Below are 18,622 nucleotides of genomic sequence, written 5' to 3'. Positions count from 1 at the left end.
GTTCAGCTAAAGAAAAGTGGTCTCGTAGCGTAGATTTTTACAATGAATATCCCTTTGTTGAGGATTGCTTTGCTCTTCGTCAACCCGCTGCGTTTGTAGGGGAAGCTACTCAGAATCGGCGGGAGAAAAGAGCATAAACAAAAATGATCGCTTCTATCAAAAAGAATCGTTTTCCGGTTGACACAGAAGGCGAGGCAAATATATATTAGTTCGCTTGCAAATAACCACATTGTGGTTCACGAACAAGAGCACGTTGTGGCTGTGGTATGCCACAAGACAGAAAAATATTTTTCAAACAGCAGGTTCCACGCAAATGAAACGCTCACAGGAGGCGCATGGCATGAAACTGACCCGCCGTTCCCTGCTCAAGACAGCCGGAGGTCTCGGCGCAGGTCTGGCTTTAAGCGATCTCGGCTTTGACGTGAAGAAAGTCAGGGCAGCAGCAGCTCTAAAGGAGTCGCGAATCAAGAACGCCAAGGAGTTTACCTCCATCTGTACCTTCTGTTCCTGCGGCTGCGGAATGCTTTGTCATGTGCGCGACGGCAAACTGATCAATCTTGAAGGTGATCCCGATCACATCATCAACGAGGGAGCCTTGTGCAGCAAGGGTTCGGCGATGGCCGCCATGCCCAATTCCCCTGAACGCATCCAGACCCCCCTTTACCGCGCTCCTGGTTCTGACAAATGGCAGAAAATCTCTTGGGACGAGGCGATCAGCAAGGTTGCAGCCAAGATGAAGGAGACACGAGACAAGCATTGGATCGCTACCGAGAAGGACGGCGAGACAGAATTCCCGGTTAGCCGTACTGACGCGATTTCTTTTCTCGGCGGAGCGCAGAACAACAACGAAGAATGCTATCTGATGTCCAAGATGACCCGCCTGATAGGTGCGGTCTTTGTCGAACATCAGGCCCGCCTCTGACACAGCCCCACGGTCGCCAGTTTGGGCGGCTCTTTCGGGCGTGGCGCAATGACCAATCACTGGCTTGATCTGAAGAACGCCAAGGTCTTCCTGATCGAGGGCAGCAACTGCGCCGAAAACCACACCATGTCCATGCGCTGGATCATGCGGGCCAAAGAGAAAGGGGCCATCGTCATCCATGTTGATCCGCGCTTCACCCGCACCTCCAAGATGGCCGATATCTACGCCTGCATCCGGCCCGGCACGGACATCGCCTTCCTCAACGCGATGATCAGCTACATCTTGGAGAACAAGCTGTATGACGAAGAATACGTCAAGCTGAACACCAATGCCCTTTTGCTCCTGCGCGATGACTTCAGCTTCAGCGAAGGCCTCTTCTCCGGTTACAACGGCACTGATTTTAAATACGACAACGCTTCCTGGAGCTATCAGCTCGACCCGGCGACCAATAAGCCGCTGCGAGCGGAGAGCCTTGACGACCCACGCTGCGTTTTTGCCAAGCTGAAGGACTTCTTCAAACGCTACACCCTCAAGGTTGGTTCTGACATCTCTGGCATTCCAGAGGCAACTATCAAGCAAATCGCTGACACCTTAGTCGCCAACCGGCCAGGCACTATTCTGTATGCCTTGGGCATGACGCAACACACCGTGGGCGTGCAGAATATCCGCTCCTTCGGCGTGCTGCAAATGCTGCTCGGCAATATGGGTAAGCCGGGCGGCGGTATCAACGCCTTGCGCGGCGAGCCGAACGTGCAAGGGGCGACAGATATGGCTCTGCTCTTCAACACCCTGCCCGGTTATCTTGCTTGTCCGAATCATAATCAGCCAACGATAAAGGACTGGACGAAAAGCACCGGCACTTTCCGGGCTAAGTTCATGGTTAACCTGCTCAAGGCTTGGTTCGGGGAGAACGCCACAGCGGAGAACGATTTCGGCTACGCTTGGCTGCCCAAGAAGAACGCGAAGAAGAACTACTCTATCTTCCGTATTTTCGAGACCGCCTTGGAAGGCCAGATGAAGATGCTCTACATCATGGGCCAAAATCCCTTGGTGACGAACCCGAATCTGAATCTGGTGCAAGACGCGCTCGCCAAGCTGGACATGCTGGTGGTGGCTGATCCCTTTATGACTGAGACGGCCTCGTTCTGGGAAAAGCCGGGGGTAAATCCGAAGAATATTGCCACCGAGGTGGTGTTCCTGCCTGCGGCCTCCTTCTTGGAGAAAGAAGGTTCGCTGTCCAACTCTGGGCGGCTTGTGCAGTGGCGCTACACCGGGATCAAACCGGTGGGTGACTCAAAGAGTGATCTAGAGATTATCGATCTGCTCTACCGCAAGCTGCGCGAGCTGTATGCCAGCTCAACAGAGGAGAAAGACCAAATCTTCCAGCGGGCAGTTTGGAAGTATGAGCCGGAGAACATGGCCGAGGCTGTGCTGAAGGAGATCAACGGCACTGACCTGAAGACCGGCGAGCCGCTCAAGGGCATTGCCGGATTGCAAGCTGACGGCTCTACCTCCTCCGGCTGCTGGATTTATGCAGGGGTGTTTGGTGGCGGCAAGAACTTGGCCAAGCGTAAGGACAACAAGAATGACCCTAGTGGCCTTGGCCTTTATCCCGGCTTTGCCTGGAGCTGGCCCGGCAACATGAAGGTGCTCTACAACCGCGCCTCCTGCGATGCGCAGGGACAGCCCCTGGACAAAGAGCACTCCCTGATCTGGTGGGATGCGGCCCAAGGCAAATGGGCTGGGCATGACACACCAGATGTACCCAAGCCGGATGAAGGGCCGGACAAGCCCAGTGGCCAGCGGCCTTTCCGCATGACGGGTGAGGGTTTGGCCAGGTTGCTTACTGCACCTTACAAAGACCCTGATCCGACTAATACTGAAGGTCTGCCGCGTGACAGCTCCTCGGTGCCAGCAGACGGCCCGCTGCCGGAGTTCTACGAGCCGATGGAAAGCCCGACCGCCAACGTCCTGCATCCGAGCGTGGCAGTGAATCCCTGCGTCAAGTATCCGCGCATCAAGCCCAAACAGCCTGTTGGCACGGTGGCGGACTATCCTTTTGTCCTCTGCACCTCCAGCATTGCCGAGCACTGGTGTGCAGGCACCGTCACCCGCAACGTGCCGTGGCTGAACGAGATGGTGCCGGAAACCTACGTGGAGATACCGGAACGGCTGGCGGGCAAACTCAGCGTCAGCAGCGGCGACAAGGTGCGGGTCTGGTCGGCGCGGGGCGAAGTGACTGTGCCCGCGATGGTGACTAAGCGGATGCAGACCTTGCAGGTGAACGGCCAGGAGGTCTTCATCGTCTGGATGCCTTACAACTGGGGCTTCAAGGGCCTCAGCCAAGCAGCCAGCACCAACCTGATCACCATTGACGCAGGCGACCCCAACACGTGGATTCAGGAGACCAAGGCCTGCCTCGTCAATCTGCGGAAGGCGTGATGAGTCCGGTCAAACTGGAAGAATTGCTGCTGCGGCATCCGCATCTGGAGGAGCTTGCCCGCCTGCATGAGTGTCTTGAAGAGGCATTAGCGGAGGCTGGCCCGCCTGCGGGTAGGGGCGGTTCGCAATTGCCTCTTCTCCGGCATCAAGGTCTTGACACCGCCCTCCTGATCCAAGCGGGCGAGGTGCTGCGGCAGGTTTTGGAGGCACTCCCTGTCGCCCTTCTGCCGACACCATTCCTCGATCAGTGCGGCCAGCTCCGCGAGCGGCTGCGGCAGTCGCCGGGAGAGGCGGCTCTGGCAATTGAGACTGTGTTGACGGAATGCAGGGGCGGTTCGCGAACCGCTCCTGCGGTGGTGCAGGAATCATCCCTGCTCACCTTCTTCATCTGGAAGATATTAACCAAGCTGCTTGCCCCTTGGCGCGAGGACTTGGAGCAGCGGCTGCCGGAGCTGGCTTGGGACAAGCCGCTTTGTCCCTTCTGTGGCAATGGCCCGGCAATGGCGATGCTCAAAGGCACCCGCAGCGGGCGGAAACGGCTGCTGGTCTGCGGCTGCTGCGGGATGCGCTGGCCGTGGCTGCGGCTCGGCTGCGCCTTCTGCGGCAACGAGGAGCACAGCCAGCTCTCCATGCTGGAGCTGGAGGACGAGGTGTTCCGCCTTGATCTCTGCCATCAGTGCCAGGGCTTTCTCAAAACCTGTCTCAGGGCAGATGCTGACGAGCTAGTGCTGGCTGATTGGACAAGCCTGCATCTCGATGCGCTCGCCTTGGCGCAGGGCTGGCAACGGCGGGCCGCTTCGCTTTACGCACTTTGATTCATGCCGTACCTGGATAACGCCTCTACTTCTTGGCCCAAGCCTGAGCAGGTCAAGATTGCTGTTCATCAATGGTTGGAAAGCAGCTATGGCTCGCCGGGCAGAGGGCATCATGCCTTTGCCCAAGCAGCTGCGGACTTGGTGAACCATTCTCGCCGTCGCCTTGCTCGCTTCTTTAACCTCCTCAACCCGAACCGGGTCATCTTCTGCGCCAGTGCAACAGATGCCTTGAACCTTGCGCTCAAGGGCTTGCTTGAGGAGGAGGATCACGTCCTCATCTCCTCGATGGAGCACAACTCGGTGCTGCGGCCCCTGCGCGGCCTGGAGCGGGAACGCCGCATTCGCTTGGAGATCATCCCCTGTGACCAGCAAGGCCGACTTGATATGGATGCGCTGCGCCGCAGTCTGACAGAGCGCACCAAGCTGGCCGTCATTTCCCATGCCGCTAACGTCACCGGCACCTTGCAGCCTGTCGAGGCCATTGGCGCGATGGTGCGGGAGCAGGGCGCGTATCTCCTCGTCGATGCCGCCCAGAGCGCGGGCATTGTCCCGCTGGACATGCAGCAGCTCCAGGCAGACCTGCTGGTCTGTTCTGGGCATAAGAGTTTGTATGGTTTGCCTGGCACTGGTGTGCTGTTGTTGGGCGAACGGATTAAGAAACTCCGGCCTTGGCGTGAGGGCGGCACCGGCTTCAATTCTCTGTCAGAAATGCAGCCGCAGGAATGGCCCGAAGCCTTTGAGGCAGGTACGCCCAATCTGCCAGGAATCCTCGCGTTAGGTGAGGGGCTGGCTTTTATCGAAGAGCAGGGGCTGCTGCGCATTCGGCAGAAGGAGATGGAGCTTTTTGCCCAGCTTTGGCACGGCCTGGAGAGGCTAGGGGTCACGCTCTACGGCCCACCGCCCGGTGAGGAGCGCATCGCCATTCTCTCCTTCACCCTCGAAGGCTGGGAGCCAGAGGATATTGGCGATGTGTTGAGTCACAACTACGGGATTCAGGTGCGCACTGGCCTGCATTGCTCGCCCCTAGCCCACCGGACGCTGGGCACCCTGCCGCTGGGCACGGTGCGGCTCAGTCCCGGCTTCTTCACCAGCCCGGCGGATGTCCAGCAGGCGGTCGCTGCCATCCGCATGATAGCAGAGACGGTGCTGCCATGAGCACAGTCAACCAGCATATAGACGGCAACGGCAACACCTTCTCAGGCAGCGGGGATGTGCAGAGCAACCGCTTTGACAGCCACGGCGGCACGCAGAACATTGCCCAGGGCACGAATCCCATCGCGCAGCAGAACAACTACTACAACAGCCAGCCTGCGCAACCCATCATCCCCCGCCACCACCCTCCCCTTGATGACTGCTTCCTTGGCCGCGACAAGGAGTGTGACTGGCTGCTTGATAAACTGCATCCAGGCAAGGTCGTTGCGGTCTGCGGGCCAGGCGGCATGGGCAAGAGCGCACTGGCTGCGCAGGCAGTGAGTAAGCTGGAGCCAAGCCGCTTCCCGGACGGGATTGTCTTCCATAGCTTCTATGGACATCCCAAGACGGAGACTGCCCTGCAAGCCATTTGCGAAGCCTTTCAGGTGGAGGCCAAGGCGGGGCTTGAAAGCACCGTGCGGCAGGTGCTCTCAGGCAAGAGGGCCTTGCTCATCCTCGATGGTGCAGAGCAGGCCGATGACCTCCCAGCAGTGCTGCGGCTGCGTAGCTCGTGCGGTGTGCTGATCACTACTCGCAGCAGGAAGGATGCGCAGGGTGTGCGGTTGAATATCAAGCCGCTGGAAGATGAGGCCGCAGCAGAGGTCTTCCAGGCGTACAGCGGTATTGCGGCAGATGATCCCAGCGTAGTGGGCATCTGCAAGATACTCGGTGGCTGGCCGGTTGCTCTGCGCATTGCGGGCAACTATGTGAGCAGCACGGAAGAGAGCGCAGCAACGTATTTGAAGTGGCTGGCCAAGGAGCCTTTCAGGAAGCTGGGAAAGGAGGCGCATCAGCAGGAGAACGCAGCTTTGCTGCTGCGGCGCAGCGTAGCGCAGATGAGCACTGATGCGGTGCAAGTGCTGCGGCTGGTGGGTATTCTTGCCTTTGCGTCCATTGGCCTTGGGCCGGTCATGGCAGTGTTGTCCAAGGAGGATGAAGACCCGGATGACCTTGAGCCGCGCAGCCTAGAGGCCCTGGGTGAGCTAGTCAACTACGGCCTGCTGGATAAGCACGATAAGAAACAGGATGAGAAGCTCGACGAACGCTGGCAGATAAGCCACGCGCTCATTCATACCTATGCCCGTACAGAGTTGGCCCTGAGCAAGGAGAGCCTTGAACGGCTGGCAGGCTGGTACATTGCTTTCTGCGAGGCGCAGAGCAAGGCCGGGCTGGAAGGCTATGCCCGCCTTGATGGTGAACGGGTGCACTGCCTGCGGCTGATGGAGAGCTGCCTTGCCAGCAAGCTGTGGCAGGAGGTGCAAGACTTGGTGGGGGCAACCTATATCTATTTAGACAGGCAGGGCTGGTGGACAGACCAACTAACCGCCATAGGTATGCGACTAACTGCCGCCCAGCAGAACGGCGACCGCAAAGATGAGGGGGAGTGCCTGAACGACCTTGGGTACACCTGCCAGCGGCGCGGGGACCGTGAGAAGGCTCTTGCCTACTATGAGCAATGCCTGCCGATACGCCAGCAGCTCGGCGACCGCAAGGGAGAAGGAGCAACCCTGAACAACATCGCCGATATTTACCGGCAACAGGGCAAGCACGAGCTGGCCTTGGAGTATTGCCAGCAAAGCCTAAGCATACGGCGGGAAGTCGGCCACCGGGAGGGGGAAGGCACGACGCTGAATAATATCGCCAATGTTTATTATGCCCAAGGCGACTATGAGCAAGCCTTGTCGTATTTTGAGCAGAGCCTGCCTATCGCACAGGAGGTTGGGGATAAGGAAGGGGAAGGCGTAACCCTGAACAACATTGCCGGGATTTACCGTGTGCAGGGCAAGCCTGCCAAGGTGCTGGAGTATCTTGAACAGTCCTTAGCGATACAGCGGGAAATAGGTGATAGGGCCGGAGAAGCGGTAACGCGCTGGAACATCGGACGCACCTATGAAGAACAACGCGACCTTGCTCAGGCGGAGGAACATATCAGCCTGGCCGTGCAGCTTGCAAAGACCATTGACCATCCTTTACTGGAAGGATGGTGCAAAGGATTGGCGCAGGTGCGGGCAAAGCGGCAGGGGTAGGGGGCGGCATGGAGTCATACCGTTGATTCCCTCAGTATCATCAGTATGACACCAGCCGAGTCATAGGTATGACTCCGCCCGTGTCACCATGGTGACTCGCAAAGTATCACCATGGTGATTCGCCAAGTACCAGCATGGTGATTCGCCAAGTATCACCATGGTGACTCGCCAAGTATCACCATAGTGACTCGCCAAGTACCAGCATGGTGACACCCGCCGAGTCACCATGCTGACTCGACAGGAGTGACCTTGCCGTCAGCAGGGAAAGCGGCATGGTGCCAGGCGTGGCGTTTCCCTGCGAGGAACAGAACAACGCATTCATCCGCCCGCAGCCCTTGGGCGGAACAACCAATCAGAGCATAAGGAGGACAAGACTATGGCAAAAGCAGTGCTGGTTGACCTCACCCGCTGCATCGGCTGCCGGGGCTGTCAGGTCGCCTGCAAGCAATGGAACGAGAGGAAGGGGCTGAAGACCTCCTTTCACGGCGACTTCACCAGCCCGGTGAAGCTGAACGCGGACACCTACACCCTCATCCGCTTTGTTGAGGCAGAGAACAAGAGCGGGCCGGTCTGGAGCTTTGTCAAGGAGCAGTGCTTCCACTGCCAGAACCCGGCCTGCGTGTCTGCCTGCCCGGTCGGGGCCTTGCAGAAGAGCGCGGAAGGAGCAGTGTGCTACGACTTCGACAAGTGCGTGGGCTGCCGCTACTGCATGATCGCCTGTCCCTTTGGTATCCCCAAGTATGAATGGGACAAGGCGCAGAATCCCTGGGTGCAGAAGTGCGGCTTCTGCGCCGAACGCATTGCCGAGGGCGGGCTGCCTGCTTGCGTCAAGACCTGCCCGACCAGCACCATGCTCTTTGACGAGCGCGACAAGGTGCTTGCCGAGGCCAAGCGGCGCATGGCCGCCAGTCCGGGCAAGTATGTCAACCACATCTACGGCAAGGAGGAGGCGGGCGGGACAAGCTGGATGTACATCTCCGCCGTGCCCTTTGAGCAGCTCGGCTTCAGGATGAATGTGCCCTGCGAGGAGCTGCCCCAATACACCTGGGATGTCTTGCAGCATGTGCCGCTCAAGGCGGCGGGCATCGCCGCTGTGCTGGGCGGCATCGCCTATCTGAGAAACCGAGGCGCAAACGAGGAGAAACGCTCATGACTACGTATCAGACCAGCGCGGCCAGGCCGTCTTTCTTTTCACCCGGCGCAGCGCTGCTCCTGCTGCTTGCTGTGATCGGCGCAGGGGCGGCGGCATACCGCATCACAGCCGGACTGGGCGCGACGACCCATCTCTACGATCAGTTCCCTTGGGGCCACTGGAAGCAGGTCAACGTCCTGTTCGGCGTGGCCCTGTCCGGCTGCGGCTTCACCATGGCCGCTGTGGTGTACATCTTCAATCTGAAGACCTACAAGAGCCTTGCAAGGCCAGCGGTGCTCGCCGCCCTTGCCGGCTACCTCAGCGTCACCATCACGCTGATCTTCGATCTGGGCAAGCCCATGTCCTTCTGGCATCCGATCGTGATGTGGCAGCCGCACTCCATGCTCTTTGAGATCATCTGGTGCATGATGCTCTACACCGGCGTGCTGGTGCTGGAGCTGTCCCCCGCCTTCTTGGAAGGCATCGGCATGAACAAGCTGGCCAAGCTCATGCACGCCCTGATGATCCCCTTTGTCATCGCGGCGGTGACGCTGTCCTTCCTGCACCAGTCCTCGCTCGGCGGCATCTTCCTGCTGATGAAGGGTACGCTCAGTCATCTCTGGTGGACGACCATGCTGCCCTACAACTTCTTCCTCTCGGCTGTCGTCTCGGCCTTGGCTGTGACCACCATCATTGCCTACTACGCTGCCAGCCTGAACAAGCAGGAGGCTGATCCCAAGGTCGTGCAGGGCTTGGCCAGAGGCACGGCTTATGCCTTGCTGGTTTATGCCGTTGTCCGGCTGGGTGACATGCTGCTGAAAGGCAACCTTGGCCTGGCCTTCACCGGCAGCTTTGCTGCCACCTTCTTCCTGCTGGAAGTCGCAGGCGGCGTGCTCCTGCCCATGCTCCTGCTCTTTGTCCTTGGCAAAAGCAAGGCGGGCATCCTGCTCGGCCAGAGCTTGGTGATTGCCGGAATCCTGCTCAACCGGCTCAATGTCGCCTTCTTCACCCAGGCCCAGGACGGAGCAATGTACATGCCTTCGCTCACCGAGTTCCTCCTCAGCTTCGGGGTGGTTGCCGGAGCGATCCTGCTCTTCAAGGCGGGAGCCGTCTATCTGCCGATCATCACGCCAGCTCCAGGGAAATAGCCTACGCAAACGCGAACGGAAAAGGCATAAAAGCACAAGGCGGTTGCTCACGAGAGCAACCGCCTTTTTTGTTGATGATGCGGAGAAGAGCAGGGTTGTTGCGCTATTGCTGGCAAACCCTTGCTGTACTTACGCCTGCCCGGCCAGCGGACGATGTAGAACCAAGCCGGGTTCAGGAATAAGCTCCTGGCCACCTAGCTGTTTGGGTTTTGGATACGACTTTGTTAGGCCAACAACAGATACGCTCGGCTGGCATTCTTTGAACAGTAAAGCCGTACAATTCGCGCATTGGTGCTGATCGAGATTTCTGTGAATCGTGGCAATGGCCTTGCTCTTGGCATCAAAGAAATGATCAATGCCAATCTTCTTAATCAGCCCCACTTTTGCGGCAAATTCATACACCGCAGGCTTCATATCCACAAAATACAGCCCGCCACCGAGCCGCCGCAGGCGATTATGCTCGGCAATTAAGGCCTCCACTCCTGCCAGATCGATCATATTAATGCCGGTGGCGATGATCAGGATGTTGGCAATGCCTTCCTTGTCCGTAATCTGCGCCAGGCGGTCCTGAATACGGTTGATCGAGCCGAAATAAATCGACCGATCAATCCGAATGATCTTCAGCTGCGGGCACTCAAGTAAGGGCTTTTGGCCAAGATCAATGAATTTCCTTCGTCCATCGACTCCGGTCGCATCAATAGAGAGCGCAGGGATTTCCGGGACGGATGTTTTCGCCAAAAACATGACCAGGGAGAGCAGCACACCTAAATAAATGGCAAACTCAAGCTCAAGAAAGAGCGTGGCTAAGAAGGTGGTGAGCAAAACAGCTGACTCAGTCTTGCTCGCGTGCAGCACCTGGTTGATATGATGAAAATCGATCAGGTTATACGCCACGAGTAGGATCACGCCACCCATTGCCGCAATCGGCAAATAGGCGGTCAGGGGCGCAATCAAGAGCACAATGCCCATCAAAGCCAACGCGGCAAACAAAGCAGACAACGGGGTCTTGGCACCAGCTTCATAATTGATCCCAGAACGGGTGAAAGACCCAGAACCTGCGTAGCTGGAAAAGAAACTGCCGAGCAGATTGGACATCCCTTGGCCAATGAATTCCTGATTGGCATTAATCCGCTGGCCAGATTTCGTGGCTACTGCCCGACTGATGGACACAGCTTCAATTAAGCCTAATAGAGCAATCGCAAAAGCCTGTGGAGCGAGCATTTTAATCGTGGCTAAGGAGAAATCAGGCGCAGAAAGCGGCGGCAATTGCGCTGGAATCTTACCCACAAACTTAATGCCCTCAGCAAAGGTGCTGAAATATACTGCCAGCACGCTGCCAACCACCATCCCGACTAAGAGATTAGGCACCTTGGGGAACATCTTCTTCGACGTGAGGGAGATAACCAGGGTTGCCAGGGCAATAAGGAGCAAATAGATGTTGAGATCTTGGCTCCCTTCGATGAGCTGCATCCAGGTGTGCAAGAACTCTGATCCTGCTTTGATGGGAATACCCGTAATGTGCTTGAGTTGGCTGGTGGCAATCAACACGGCTGCCCCAGCAGTGAAGCCAATCACCACCGTATGCGAGACAAAGTTCACCAGCACTCCCAGCCGGGCTAAACCAAAGGCAAGCTGATACACCCCGGCTAAAAACGTTAGCGTTAGGGCTACAGAAATAAACTCCGGTGAACCAGGCGCAGCATATTTGCTGACAGCAGAGAAAACCACAATGGAAATGGCGGTGGTTGGCCCTGAAATCAGATGAAAAGAAGAGCCAAACAGGGCAGCAATGATGGGCGTAATCATGGCTGTATAGAGACCATATTCAGGGGGCAGACCAGCAATGGTAGCAAAGGCCACCCCCTGCGGTAAGACAATCACAGCCCCGGTGAGTCCGGCAAAAAAATCTGCCTTCACGCTTTCCTTGGTAATCAATTTAAACCAAGAAAGAAAAGGAAACAACGCTTGCAACTTCATGTAAAACGCCTCCGATGAAAGAATAGAGCGAATGACCCGGTGGTCAGTCGTTAGCTGTACAAGAGATGCTCATCTTCGTGTCCTTCGTGATCTTCACAAGGTGATCTTGACTCTGCGGAGATGAGGAAGAGCGCGAAGCAGCACTCCTTTGCTGCGCACGACTCCCAGATGCCATGCGCAGCAAAGGAAAATGGAATTAATGGTGTTTACGCAAGAGGAGTAAGAGGGGCCAGTTTTTCTCTGCTGACTACCGGCGCACGCAGCTGGGCCTTCCGCTCTGTCTCTTGCCGCCGCAGCAATTCGCGGGCAGTCTGATGCTCATTCTCTTCGGCAAAAGCAGCTGCGCTGAAGCTCTCTTCAATGGCCTGTAATGTGCAAATGAGTTTCATTTTGTTCTCCTTAAGATTAAGATGGAAGCGGAATCCGCTGTTTTGTCTGACCTTGGTTATGCAAATCCCATGCCAAACCACAAGTTGTTGGTACTTTGCTGATATTGCCTGCTAAAGCAAGAAAACTTGCGCTCGGTCAAGATGCTACAAAAGGCAACACCCCTGCGCTGACAGCACCTACAAGGCCATCTGCCGCGCTGTGCAGAAGATGTTGCGTTGGAGGCACAGCTGTTGCATTCTGCAATCAATGAAGAACCTGCCCTTTCTCAACAGTCTTTCCCGCCGCATCCAGTTGGGCTACGGCTTGATGGTGACTTTGGTCGCCTTGATTATGATCTTGGTCGCCTTGGGCTTGGCTGATATCCGCCAGCGCATCTCTGCCTTGGAGGCGGTCTCGGCTCTGAGTGACACTGTCTTGGAAGTGCGCCGCTACGAAAAGAACTGGCTGCTCTACCGTCAGGAGGGGGATTTCCAAGAAAACCAGTCGCAACTCGACAAAGCCTTAACCCTGCTCCAAGAAAAGCAGACTGCCCCATCGCCCAATCAGGCCGAGCTGGTACGTGAGCTGTTGCGCTACCGCGAACTGATGCAGGCAGACTTCAGCTACTTCCAAACTGTGCAGCATCACGCAGAAGAGGAGCTGCTACGGAGTGTTGGCAAACATCTGGTTGAGCTATCCGGGGCCATGAATCAGAGCATCCGTAGCTCGATTGAGGCCAAACTCGCGCGTCTGACCGTGACTGGCATTCTCTTGGTCCTGGCTGTGGCTGGCCTGGCCCTTTTCCTTGGCCGCCAGATGACCACCCTGGTCGTCAGGCCTTTGCAAGGCATTGTGGAATATACGCGCAACATTGCGCAGGGTTGCTTCACGGATCCGCAGGAGAACGAAACCAATCTAATGGAAATCCGGGCAGTGACTGAGGCTATCCGTTCGATGTTAGAGGTGCTGGAAAAACGCGAAAAGCAGCTCATACAGAGTGAGAAGCTGGCCGCAGTGGGCACGCTGGTGGCTGGCGTGGCACATGAGCTGAATAACCCGCTTTCCAATGCCAGCACTTCAGCGCAAATTTTGCTGGAGGAATTACAGGAGCTGAATAAGCCAGAAAATGATTTTCTGGTGGAGATGGCAGCCCAGATTGACGAGGAAACAGACCGGGCGCGGAACATTATCCGCTCCTTATTGGAGTTTGCCCATGACCGCGAGATGCGGCCAACTGAATTGGAGCTGGAAAAATTTCTTCAGCAGACTGCCAAATTGGTCAAGGGCGATTTTCCGGCGGAGATTGAGTTCAGCTTGGTGCTGACCACCCAAAATGGGCTGTTCTTGGCTGACAAACGACAGCTTCAGCAGGCCTTAATCAACGTGCTCCGCAATGCTGCCCAGGCTTTAGAAGGCAAAGGCAAAATTGTGCTTCGGGCTGGCATTGAGCCGGAACATGGCCAGGTGCTGATTGAGATACAAGACAACGGCCCTGGCATTGCCGCCATGGATGTGGAAAAGATTTTCGACCCCTTTTACACCACTAAAGACGTGGGCAAGGGCAGTGGTCTGGGTTTGGCGGTCACGCGCGAGATTATTACCAAGCATGGCGGGGAAATTACCGTCGAGAGCGAGGAAGGACACGGCGCAACCTTTCTTATTCGCCTACCCTTGCCACAATAGATCTCCAGCATACAGCAAGAAGACGGGTTGCGCTCGATAATATCGCCAGCAAGCCGCAGATTGTAGTGAAGAATGAACCATTTTTGTCTGCTTGGGCAGCTTTTGTAAGTCGTAAAGCAGGAGCCTGGCTCATTTATAAAGGAGTTCGGCTCGAACAGAAATGAGTTGTAGAGCTGGAGCATCATAAAATGCTTCCCTTACCCTGCGCCAGATTGTCCATCTCGTAGGGGCGAACCCCTGTGTTCGCCCTGGAATGAGGAGGGCAGGCACAGGGGCCTGCCCCTACGACGCAAAGATTGCTCCTTTCTGTCCAAGCCATAAACTATCTAAACCCAACCAAAGGCGATGAACAAGCCAAAGATCTTAGTCATTGATGACGAGCAGACCGCCGTCCGCAATCTGCAACATATCCTTAACAAAGAGGGCTATGAAGTGCTTGTCACCCAGAGCAGCCAGAATGCCCTGAAGCTGCTGGAACAGCATTCGTTGGATCTCGTGCTCACTGATCTGCGGATGCCGAATGTGGATGGCATGGAAATCCTGCGGCGGGTGAAAGAACTTTCCCCTGATACCGAAGTCGTGATGATCACGGGCTATGCCACGGTGAGTTCAGCGATCTCAGCGATGAAGATGGGCGCTTATCACTATGTGATCAAGCCGTACAAGCTGGACGAGGTGCGCCAAGTGGTACGCGAGGCCCTAGAAAAGCGGCGTTTGCGGCGGGAAAACATGGAGCTGAAGGAACGGCTGGCCAAAAAAGCGCAGGGCGGCGTAAGCATCCTCACCGAAGACCCTGGAATGCAGAAGCTCCTGCAAACCGCTCGTGAAGTAGCGCAGAGCGACTGTTCGGTGCTGATCAGCGGCGAATCAGGTACGGGCAAGGAGTTGCTGGCCCGTTACATCCACGAACACAGCCCTCGCGTTGCTGGGCCGCTCAAGGCAGTTAATTGCGGGGTGTTTACTGAAGAGTTGCTGGCCAATGAACTGTTTGGCCATGAGAAAGGAGCCTTTACTGGCGCAGACCGCTACAAGATAGGCCTGATTGAATCGGCTATTGGCGGCACTCTGTTCCTTGATGAGGTGACAGAGATGACCTTGGCCATGCAGGTCAAGCTGCTGCGCGTATTGCAAGAAAAGGAGGTGCTCCCGCTTGGCGCAACTGAGCCGATTAAAGTGAATGTTCGCTTCTTAGCTGCTACGAACCGGGACCTAAGCCAGATGGTCAAGGAGGGTGGATTCCGACAGGACCTCTATTTCCGTATTAATGTGATGCACCTGCACCTACCGTCACTGGCTGAACGGAAGCAAGATATCCGCCTCCTCGCCCAGTTCTTCCTTGACCGCTTTAGTGCAGTGATGCGCAAGCCCGTCAAAGAGTTATCGCCAGAGGCGTTGACCCGGCTGCAAGACTACGCTTTTCCTGGCAACGTGCGCGAGCTGGAAAATATCATTGAGCGGGCCGTAGTGCTGGCTGCTGGCGAACGGATTGAGACTGCGCACCTACCCGCAGAAGTAGATATCAAGACGTTCCCCGCCCCAGAAGCAGAACCAACCGGCACTACTATCCCCTCGCTCGATGATCAGGAGCGGAAGTACATTGAATGGGTATTGGCGCAGACCGGCCAGAATAAATCAAAGGCCGCCGAGATCCTGGGCATCAACCGGGTCTCGCTCTGGCGCAAGCTGAAGAAGTATCATTTGGAGGACTGAGTCTTTTGCATCGTAGGGGCAGGCCCCTGTGCCTGCCCTCTCTCCTTGCGCCCAAGCAGATGCAGACAGCATCCCCGCCTTGTACTACGCTATGACCATATCTAAGATATCGTACATCCTCCCTAGATATTTGGTCTTGACCAGCGTCTTCAGAGCAGCCCAATCCACAGTAGTTATTTCGATGCTTGTTATCAATGAGCCTGCATAGCCGTTGATTGTATAGGCCGCATTATCGTTGACAATAACAGCGTCTCCTACCTCTCCATCTTGAGTCATATCTGCCATCCAGAGCCGCAGTATATCATCCTGAGCATTAACGTCGGCACAAATACGGATGTTTGCTGTTGCGCCAGTAACGGCAGTTACATTGGCTAAAGCGGCGTTTTCGTTGCTTGACAGTATTCCTTTTGGCAATGCCCCTGAGGATATCGTCAAATCGCATCGCAAGTAGCTACTGTATGTTCCTGATCGGAGACTGCCGTTCTCTGTGTACCGCGTTGTAACAGTTGCTTGGTATTCGTTGTTCCAGGAGTTTGTCTGGGAGGGAACATTGCTCAAGAAGGATATTTTAGACGGCTTCCGTTCTACAAAATCTGTAATGACTGTACTTGTGCTTTTTGTCCCGGTAATAGTGAGATTGCTGCCTGCTATACCAGGGCCAATCAGGAGATTCGACCCGGTCATAATACAGATGGGATAACTGGCAGAATAGACATTCGGAAGCCCAAGGGATGTGTTCATAAACTCGGTAATGACCGGACTCTTCTCATCAGCAGGCAGCTTCTCATACGATGCGCCTTGCCGTACATCATCTCGTAAGGTTACTGATGCCGATATTGTTGTCATTAATGACGTGCCAGGTGGTGGCATGGGTGAGGAGGCAGTTTCCAAGCGCACATTGGCTGTGGTCTTAAAGGAGCAGAAATCTTTGAGCGTAACCGAGTTGCCGTTGTTGAGCTGAATCCTCACCTCTTCTCGTAATTCCCGCAGGATGGTTTCCACGGTGGCAGCAGAGAAGTTAGGATTGCGGGCGGCAATTGCTTCTGAAACAGCTGCGTAATCCATTGCTACCCTGGGCATGATGCGGGCCTTGTAGGATGTAGGATTGGTAAGCGGATTACTTTCTAGTCTCCATTGTATTGTTGCCATGATCTGCCTCCTAGGAATTATTAATTGATAACGAAACCGTTCCCTGTGAACATAGCCTATTTCTGGGAAATATACAATAAGATTACAGTCGATACTCAATGTACTTATTGACGTAGGGGCGAACTCCTGTGTTCGCCCTTGAATGCGAAGGGCAGGCACAGGGGCCTGCCCCTACGACGCAAAGGTCTCAGTACGTATTAGGGGATGGCAACAGTATGTACTGTCGATTGGCAACAGTATGTACTGTCGATTGGCAACAGTATGTACTGTCGATTGGCAACAGTATGTACTGTCGATTGGCAACAGTATGTACTGTCGATTGGCAACAGTAGGGGTAGGCCCCTGTGCCTGCCCTGCTCATTTCAGGGCGAACACAGGGGGTACTCCCCTACGACGCAAAGGTTGCATGAGAAACATTTTATACTGCTTGAGAGGAGGGCAGGCACAGGGGCCTGCCCCTACGACGCAAAGGGTACTTGCTGGAGGGTCGCTCCCTATGCAGGGGGCGTGGATTGAAGCAGCTGCAAGCGCAGGTATAGGGGTAAGGGCGAAGAGGTCTTCGCCCTTATGTGCGGCTCTTAGTGACCTGCTTTGAGTAAACCACTAGCAGCTAAAGCAAGGATCACAACCTCAACAATCGCCATGATCATATACGCTTTTTCGCCTTTCTTCTTAAAGACCGGCACAATCACGGCATAACACAGCATGGTGATGCCGGAAAGAATGGCGATGGGCAGGAAGTTAAGGAAATCCCCCTTGCCGATTAGCTTGAGCCAAGCCCAACCTGTAGGCGGATGGTCCAGATGCAGGAAATTGTTATTCACTGCGGCTAGATATTCCTTAACTGGCAGCTTCCAGTAATTAGCCAGCTCATCCAACGGAATCACTGGGGTGATAATCCCAAAGACATAGAGGGCAAAGCTGATGACAATGAGAACCAGCCCAATCAACATTCCTTTTTCCAGCCACGCAGCGTAGAGCAGCTGCTCTTCTGAGGCGGCACTGTTCTTGTTATTTTGCATGAGAAGCCTCCTGAGTATGATGGGATGCAGGTGCAGGTGTAGGCGCATTCATCGCCTTGATGCCGTCATAGAGTGATTTACTGCCCGCAAAGGCAAGAATGCCAATAACCATCCAGCGAATAAAGGAGGGCTTGGCTACTTTGAGAATCCGCACGCCAACAAAAGAGCCGAGCATGATGCCAATCAAGGACGGCGCAACGAGCATGGGAATAACTGCGCCATTATTCAGATATACCCAGGCAGCAGAGGTATCGGTGATCGAGAGGAGGAACTTACTAGTGGCAACACTGATCTTTAGGGGTGCGCCCATCATCAGATTAAGCACTGGTACGTTGGCCCAACCTGCACCAAGGCCAAACATCCCTGCCATAATGCCGATGATGATAAAGGTGAGCAGACCAGGAATGGTGCGATGGATCTGCCAGTTCATTGTTTTATCTGGAGCCTGGTAGATGCCGTAGATACCAAGGGCCGTTGAAAGTGCATCAGCCTTGGGTACATCAGGATAATCCGACTTCTTGGCCGTAAACATAATCACCACAATGCCGAGGATAGTCACGCCGAGCAACAACTTGACGATGTACGCGGGCAAAGCCAGACCGAACATCGCCCCCACAATAGCACAGCTTGAAGCAACTAAGGCCACTGGGATAGAAAGCCGCAAGCTAGCAAGGTTGGCCTTCAGTAAGCCTGGTCCTGCCGCGAGAGCACCGGATAGGGCCACGAGCAAACCAGCACCACGTACGAAATCTATATGGAAAGGGAAGAAGCCGCCGATGATGGGTACGTACAGCACGCCACCACCGACGCCGCCCAGCACCGCAATGATCCCCATGACAAAGGTCACTACTAGCAGCAGCAGTGGCCAGACCCACCAGGCGGTTGTGTCTGCCGGAGCTGCTGCTGCCGCCCAGGACACGACTGGACTGGCCAGCAGTAAGGCTAAGGCTGCAAACGCCACTCCTTTGCCCCTTTTCAATCTGCTTTCCTTCATTGTTCCTCTCCTATCCTCTAGTGTTGAAAAATTAAACTGCT

The 18,622-nt window shown here is 55.5% G+C and carries 14 protein-coding genes; 8 read left to right on the top strand and 6 right to left on the bottom strand.

All coding sequences use genetic code 11. The annotated features are described in order from the left end of the window. The first annotated feature begins 340 nt into the window (after positions 1 to 340). From fdnG to ACNKIB_RS07295, 4 genes are read left to right on the top strand one after another with little or no spacing between them, the layout of a single operon-like run. Positions 341 to 3,364: a formate dehydrogenase-N subunit alpha gene (gene fdnG, locus ACNKIB_RS07310; RefSeq protein WP_417909891.1), complete on the top strand. Its 3,024-nt coding sequence runs from the start codon at positions 341 to 343 to the stop codon at positions 3,362 to 3,364. After that, positions 3,364 to 4,179 (top strand): formate dehydrogenase accessory protein FdhE, encoded by an 816-nt coding sequence (locus ACNKIB_RS07305; RefSeq protein WP_417909890.1) that lies wholly within the window; start codon positions 3,364 to 3,366, stop codon positions 4,177 to 4,179. The genes fdnG and ACNKIB_RS07305 overlap by 1 nt, the downstream gene beginning before the upstream one ends. A 3-nt stretch (positions 4,180 to 4,182) precedes the next feature. Then, positions 4,183 to 5,334 (top strand): aminotransferase class V-fold PLP-dependent enzyme, encoded by a 1,152-nt coding sequence (locus tag ACNKIB_RS07300; protein WP_417909889.1) that lies wholly within the window; start codon positions 4,183 to 4,185, stop codon positions 5,332 to 5,334. Beyond that, positions 5,331 to 7,397, top strand: a complete 2,067-nt coding sequence (locus ACNKIB_RS07295; protein ID WP_417909888.1) for a tetratricopeptide repeat protein — start codon at positions 5,331 to 5,333, stop codon at positions 7,395 to 7,397. Before ACNKIB_RS07300 ends, ACNKIB_RS07295 begins: the two co-directional genes overlap by 4 nt. Before the next feature lie 175 nt (positions 7,398 to 7,572). Here ACNKIB_RS07295 and ACNKIB_RS07290 read toward each other — a convergent pair whose 3' ends face one another. Next, on the bottom strand, positions 7,573 to 7,719 hold the full coding sequence (locus ACNKIB_RS07290; protein ID WP_417909887.1) for a hypothetical protein: 147 nt from the start codon (positions 7,717 to 7,719) through the stop codon (positions 7,573 to 7,575). Between the two features lie 54 nt (positions 7,720 to 7,773). On the opposite strand from ACNKIB_RS07290, the gene ACNKIB_RS07285 reads away from it, so the two are divergent. Both ACNKIB_RS07285 and nrfD read left to right on the top strand, forming a co-directional pair. Further along, entirely contained in the window at positions 7,774 to 8,550 is a 777-nt protein-coding gene (locus ACNKIB_RS07285) for a 4Fe-4S dicluster domain-containing protein (RefSeq protein ID WP_417909886.1), read from the top strand. Then, a complete protein-coding gene (nrfD, locus tag ACNKIB_RS07280; RefSeq protein WP_417909885.1) occupies positions 8,547 to 9,677 on the top strand; it encodes an NrfD/PsrC family molybdoenzyme membrane anchor subunit in 1,131 nt (376 codons plus the stop codon). The genes ACNKIB_RS07285 and nrfD overlap by 4 nt, the downstream gene beginning before the upstream one ends. 129 nt (positions 9,678 to 9,806) lie before the next feature. On the opposite strand, the gene ACNKIB_RS07275 is transcribed toward nrfD, so the two are convergent. Together ACNKIB_RS07275 and ACNKIB_RS07270 are read right to left on the bottom strand one after the other, a co-directional pair. Continuing rightward, on the bottom strand, positions 9,807 to 11,654 hold the full coding sequence (locus ACNKIB_RS07275; RefSeq protein WP_417909884.1) for a SulP family inorganic anion transporter: 1,848 nt from the start codon (positions 11,652 to 11,654) through the stop codon (positions 9,807 to 9,809). A 206-nt stretch (positions 11,655 to 11,860) separates the two neighbouring features. Beyond that, positions 11,861 to 12,043, bottom strand: a complete 183-nt coding sequence (locus ACNKIB_RS07270; protein ID WP_417909883.1) for a hypothetical protein — start codon at positions 12,041 to 12,043, stop codon at positions 11,861 to 11,863. 247 nt (positions 12,044 to 12,290) lie between these two features. On the opposite strand from ACNKIB_RS07270, the gene ACNKIB_RS07265 reads away from it, so the two are divergent. Continuing rightward, positions 12,291 to 13,706 carry a sensor histidine kinase gene (locus tag ACNKIB_RS07265; protein ID WP_417909882.1) on the top strand — a complete coding sequence of 472 codons (1,416 nt, stop codon included), beginning with the start codon at positions 12,291 to 12,293 and terminating at the stop codon, positions 13,704 to 13,706. Between the two features lie 345 nt (positions 13,707 to 14,051). Continuing rightward, complete coding sequence (locus ACNKIB_RS07260) at positions 14,052 to 15,416, top strand: sigma-54-dependent transcriptional regulator (protein ID WP_417909881.1); 1,365 nt, start codon at positions 14,052 to 14,054, stop codon at positions 15,414 to 15,416. Between the two features lie 84 nt (positions 15,417 to 15,500). On the opposite strand, the gene ACNKIB_RS07255 is transcribed toward ACNKIB_RS07260, so the two are convergent. From ACNKIB_RS07255 to ACNKIB_RS07245, 3 genes are all read right to left on the bottom strand, one after another. Continuing rightward, on the bottom strand, positions 15,501 to 16,565 hold the full coding sequence (locus tag ACNKIB_RS07255; protein WP_417909880.1) for a hypothetical protein: 1,065 nt from the start codon (positions 16,563 to 16,565) through the stop codon (positions 15,501 to 15,503). Between the two features lie 578 nt (positions 16,566 to 17,143). Further along, positions 17,144 to 17,587, bottom strand: coding sequence for a hypothetical protein (locus ACNKIB_RS07250; protein ID WP_417909879.1), 444 nt, complete (start codon positions 17,585 to 17,587; stop codon positions 17,144 to 17,146). Beyond that, positions 17,577 to 18,581: a sulfite exporter TauE/SafE family protein gene (locus tag ACNKIB_RS07245; protein WP_417909878.1), complete on the bottom strand. Its 1,005-nt coding sequence runs from the start codon at positions 18,579 to 18,581 to the stop codon at positions 17,577 to 17,579. Before ACNKIB_RS07245 ends, ACNKIB_RS07250 begins: the two co-directional genes overlap by 11 nt. Positions 18,582 to 18,622 lie beyond the last annotated feature (41 nt).

It is taken from the genome of Candidatus Electronema sp. PJ (genome assembly GCF_048287395.1).
In the GTDB taxonomy this organism is placed as follows: domain Bacteria; phylum Desulfobacterota; class Desulfobulbia; order Desulfobulbales; family Desulfobulbaceae; genus Electronema.
The sequence above is the reverse complement of the archived record's forward strand: the minus strand, read 5'-3'. Positions and strand labels throughout refer to the sequence as shown.

Excerpts from the sequence above, each read along its gene's own strand:
- nrfD (WP_417909885.1), top strand. The coding sequence starts at position 8,547 with ATGACTACGTATCAGACCAGCGCGGCCAGGCCGTCTTTCTTTTCACCC.
- ACNKIB_RS07305 (WP_417909890.1), top strand. The coding sequence starts at position 3,364 with ATGAGTCCGGTCAAACTGGAAGAATTGCTGCTGCGGCATCCGCATCTG.
- ACNKIB_RS07290 (WP_417909887.1), bottom strand. The coding sequence starts at position 7,719 with ATGAATGCGTTGTTCTGTTCCTCGCAGGGAAACGCCACGCCTGGCACC.
- ACNKIB_RS07285 (WP_417909886.1), top strand. The coding sequence starts at position 7,774 with ATGGCAAAAGCAGTGCTGGTTGACCTCACCCGCTGCATCGGCTGCCGG.
- ACNKIB_RS07275 (WP_417909884.1), bottom strand. The coding sequence starts at position 11,654 with ATGAAGTTGCAAGCGTTGTTTCCTTTTCTTTCTTGGTTTAAATTGATT.
- ACNKIB_RS07255 (WP_417909880.1), bottom strand. The coding sequence starts at position 16,565 with ATGGCAACAATACAATGGAGACTAGAAAGTAATCCGCTTACCAATCCT.
- ACNKIB_RS07245 (WP_417909878.1), bottom strand. The coding sequence starts at position 18,581 with ATGAAGGAAAGCAGATTGAAAAGGGGCAAAGGAGTGGCGTTTGCAGCC.
- ACNKIB_RS07260 (WP_417909881.1), top strand. The coding sequence starts at position 14,052 with ATGAACAAGCCAAAGATCTTAGTCATTGATGACGAGCAGACCGCCGTC.
- ACNKIB_RS07300 (WP_417909889.1), top strand. The coding sequence starts at position 4,183 with ATGCCGTACCTGGATAACGCCTCTACTTCTTGGCCCAAGCCTGAGCAG.
- ACNKIB_RS07250 (WP_417909879.1), bottom strand. The coding sequence starts at position 17,587 with ATGCAAAATAACAAGAACAGTGCCGCCTCAGAAGAGCAGCTGCTCTAC.
- ACNKIB_RS07270 (WP_417909883.1), bottom strand. The coding sequence starts at position 12,043 with ATGAAACTCATTTGCACATTACAGGCCATTGAAGAGAGCTTCAGCGCA.
- ACNKIB_RS07265 (WP_417909882.1), top strand. The coding sequence starts at position 12,291 with ATGAAGAACCTGCCCTTTCTCAACAGTCTTTCCCGCCGCATCCAGTTG.
- ACNKIB_RS07295 (WP_417909888.1), top strand. The coding sequence starts at position 5,331 with ATGAGCACAGTCAACCAGCATATAGACGGCAACGGCAACACCTTCTCA.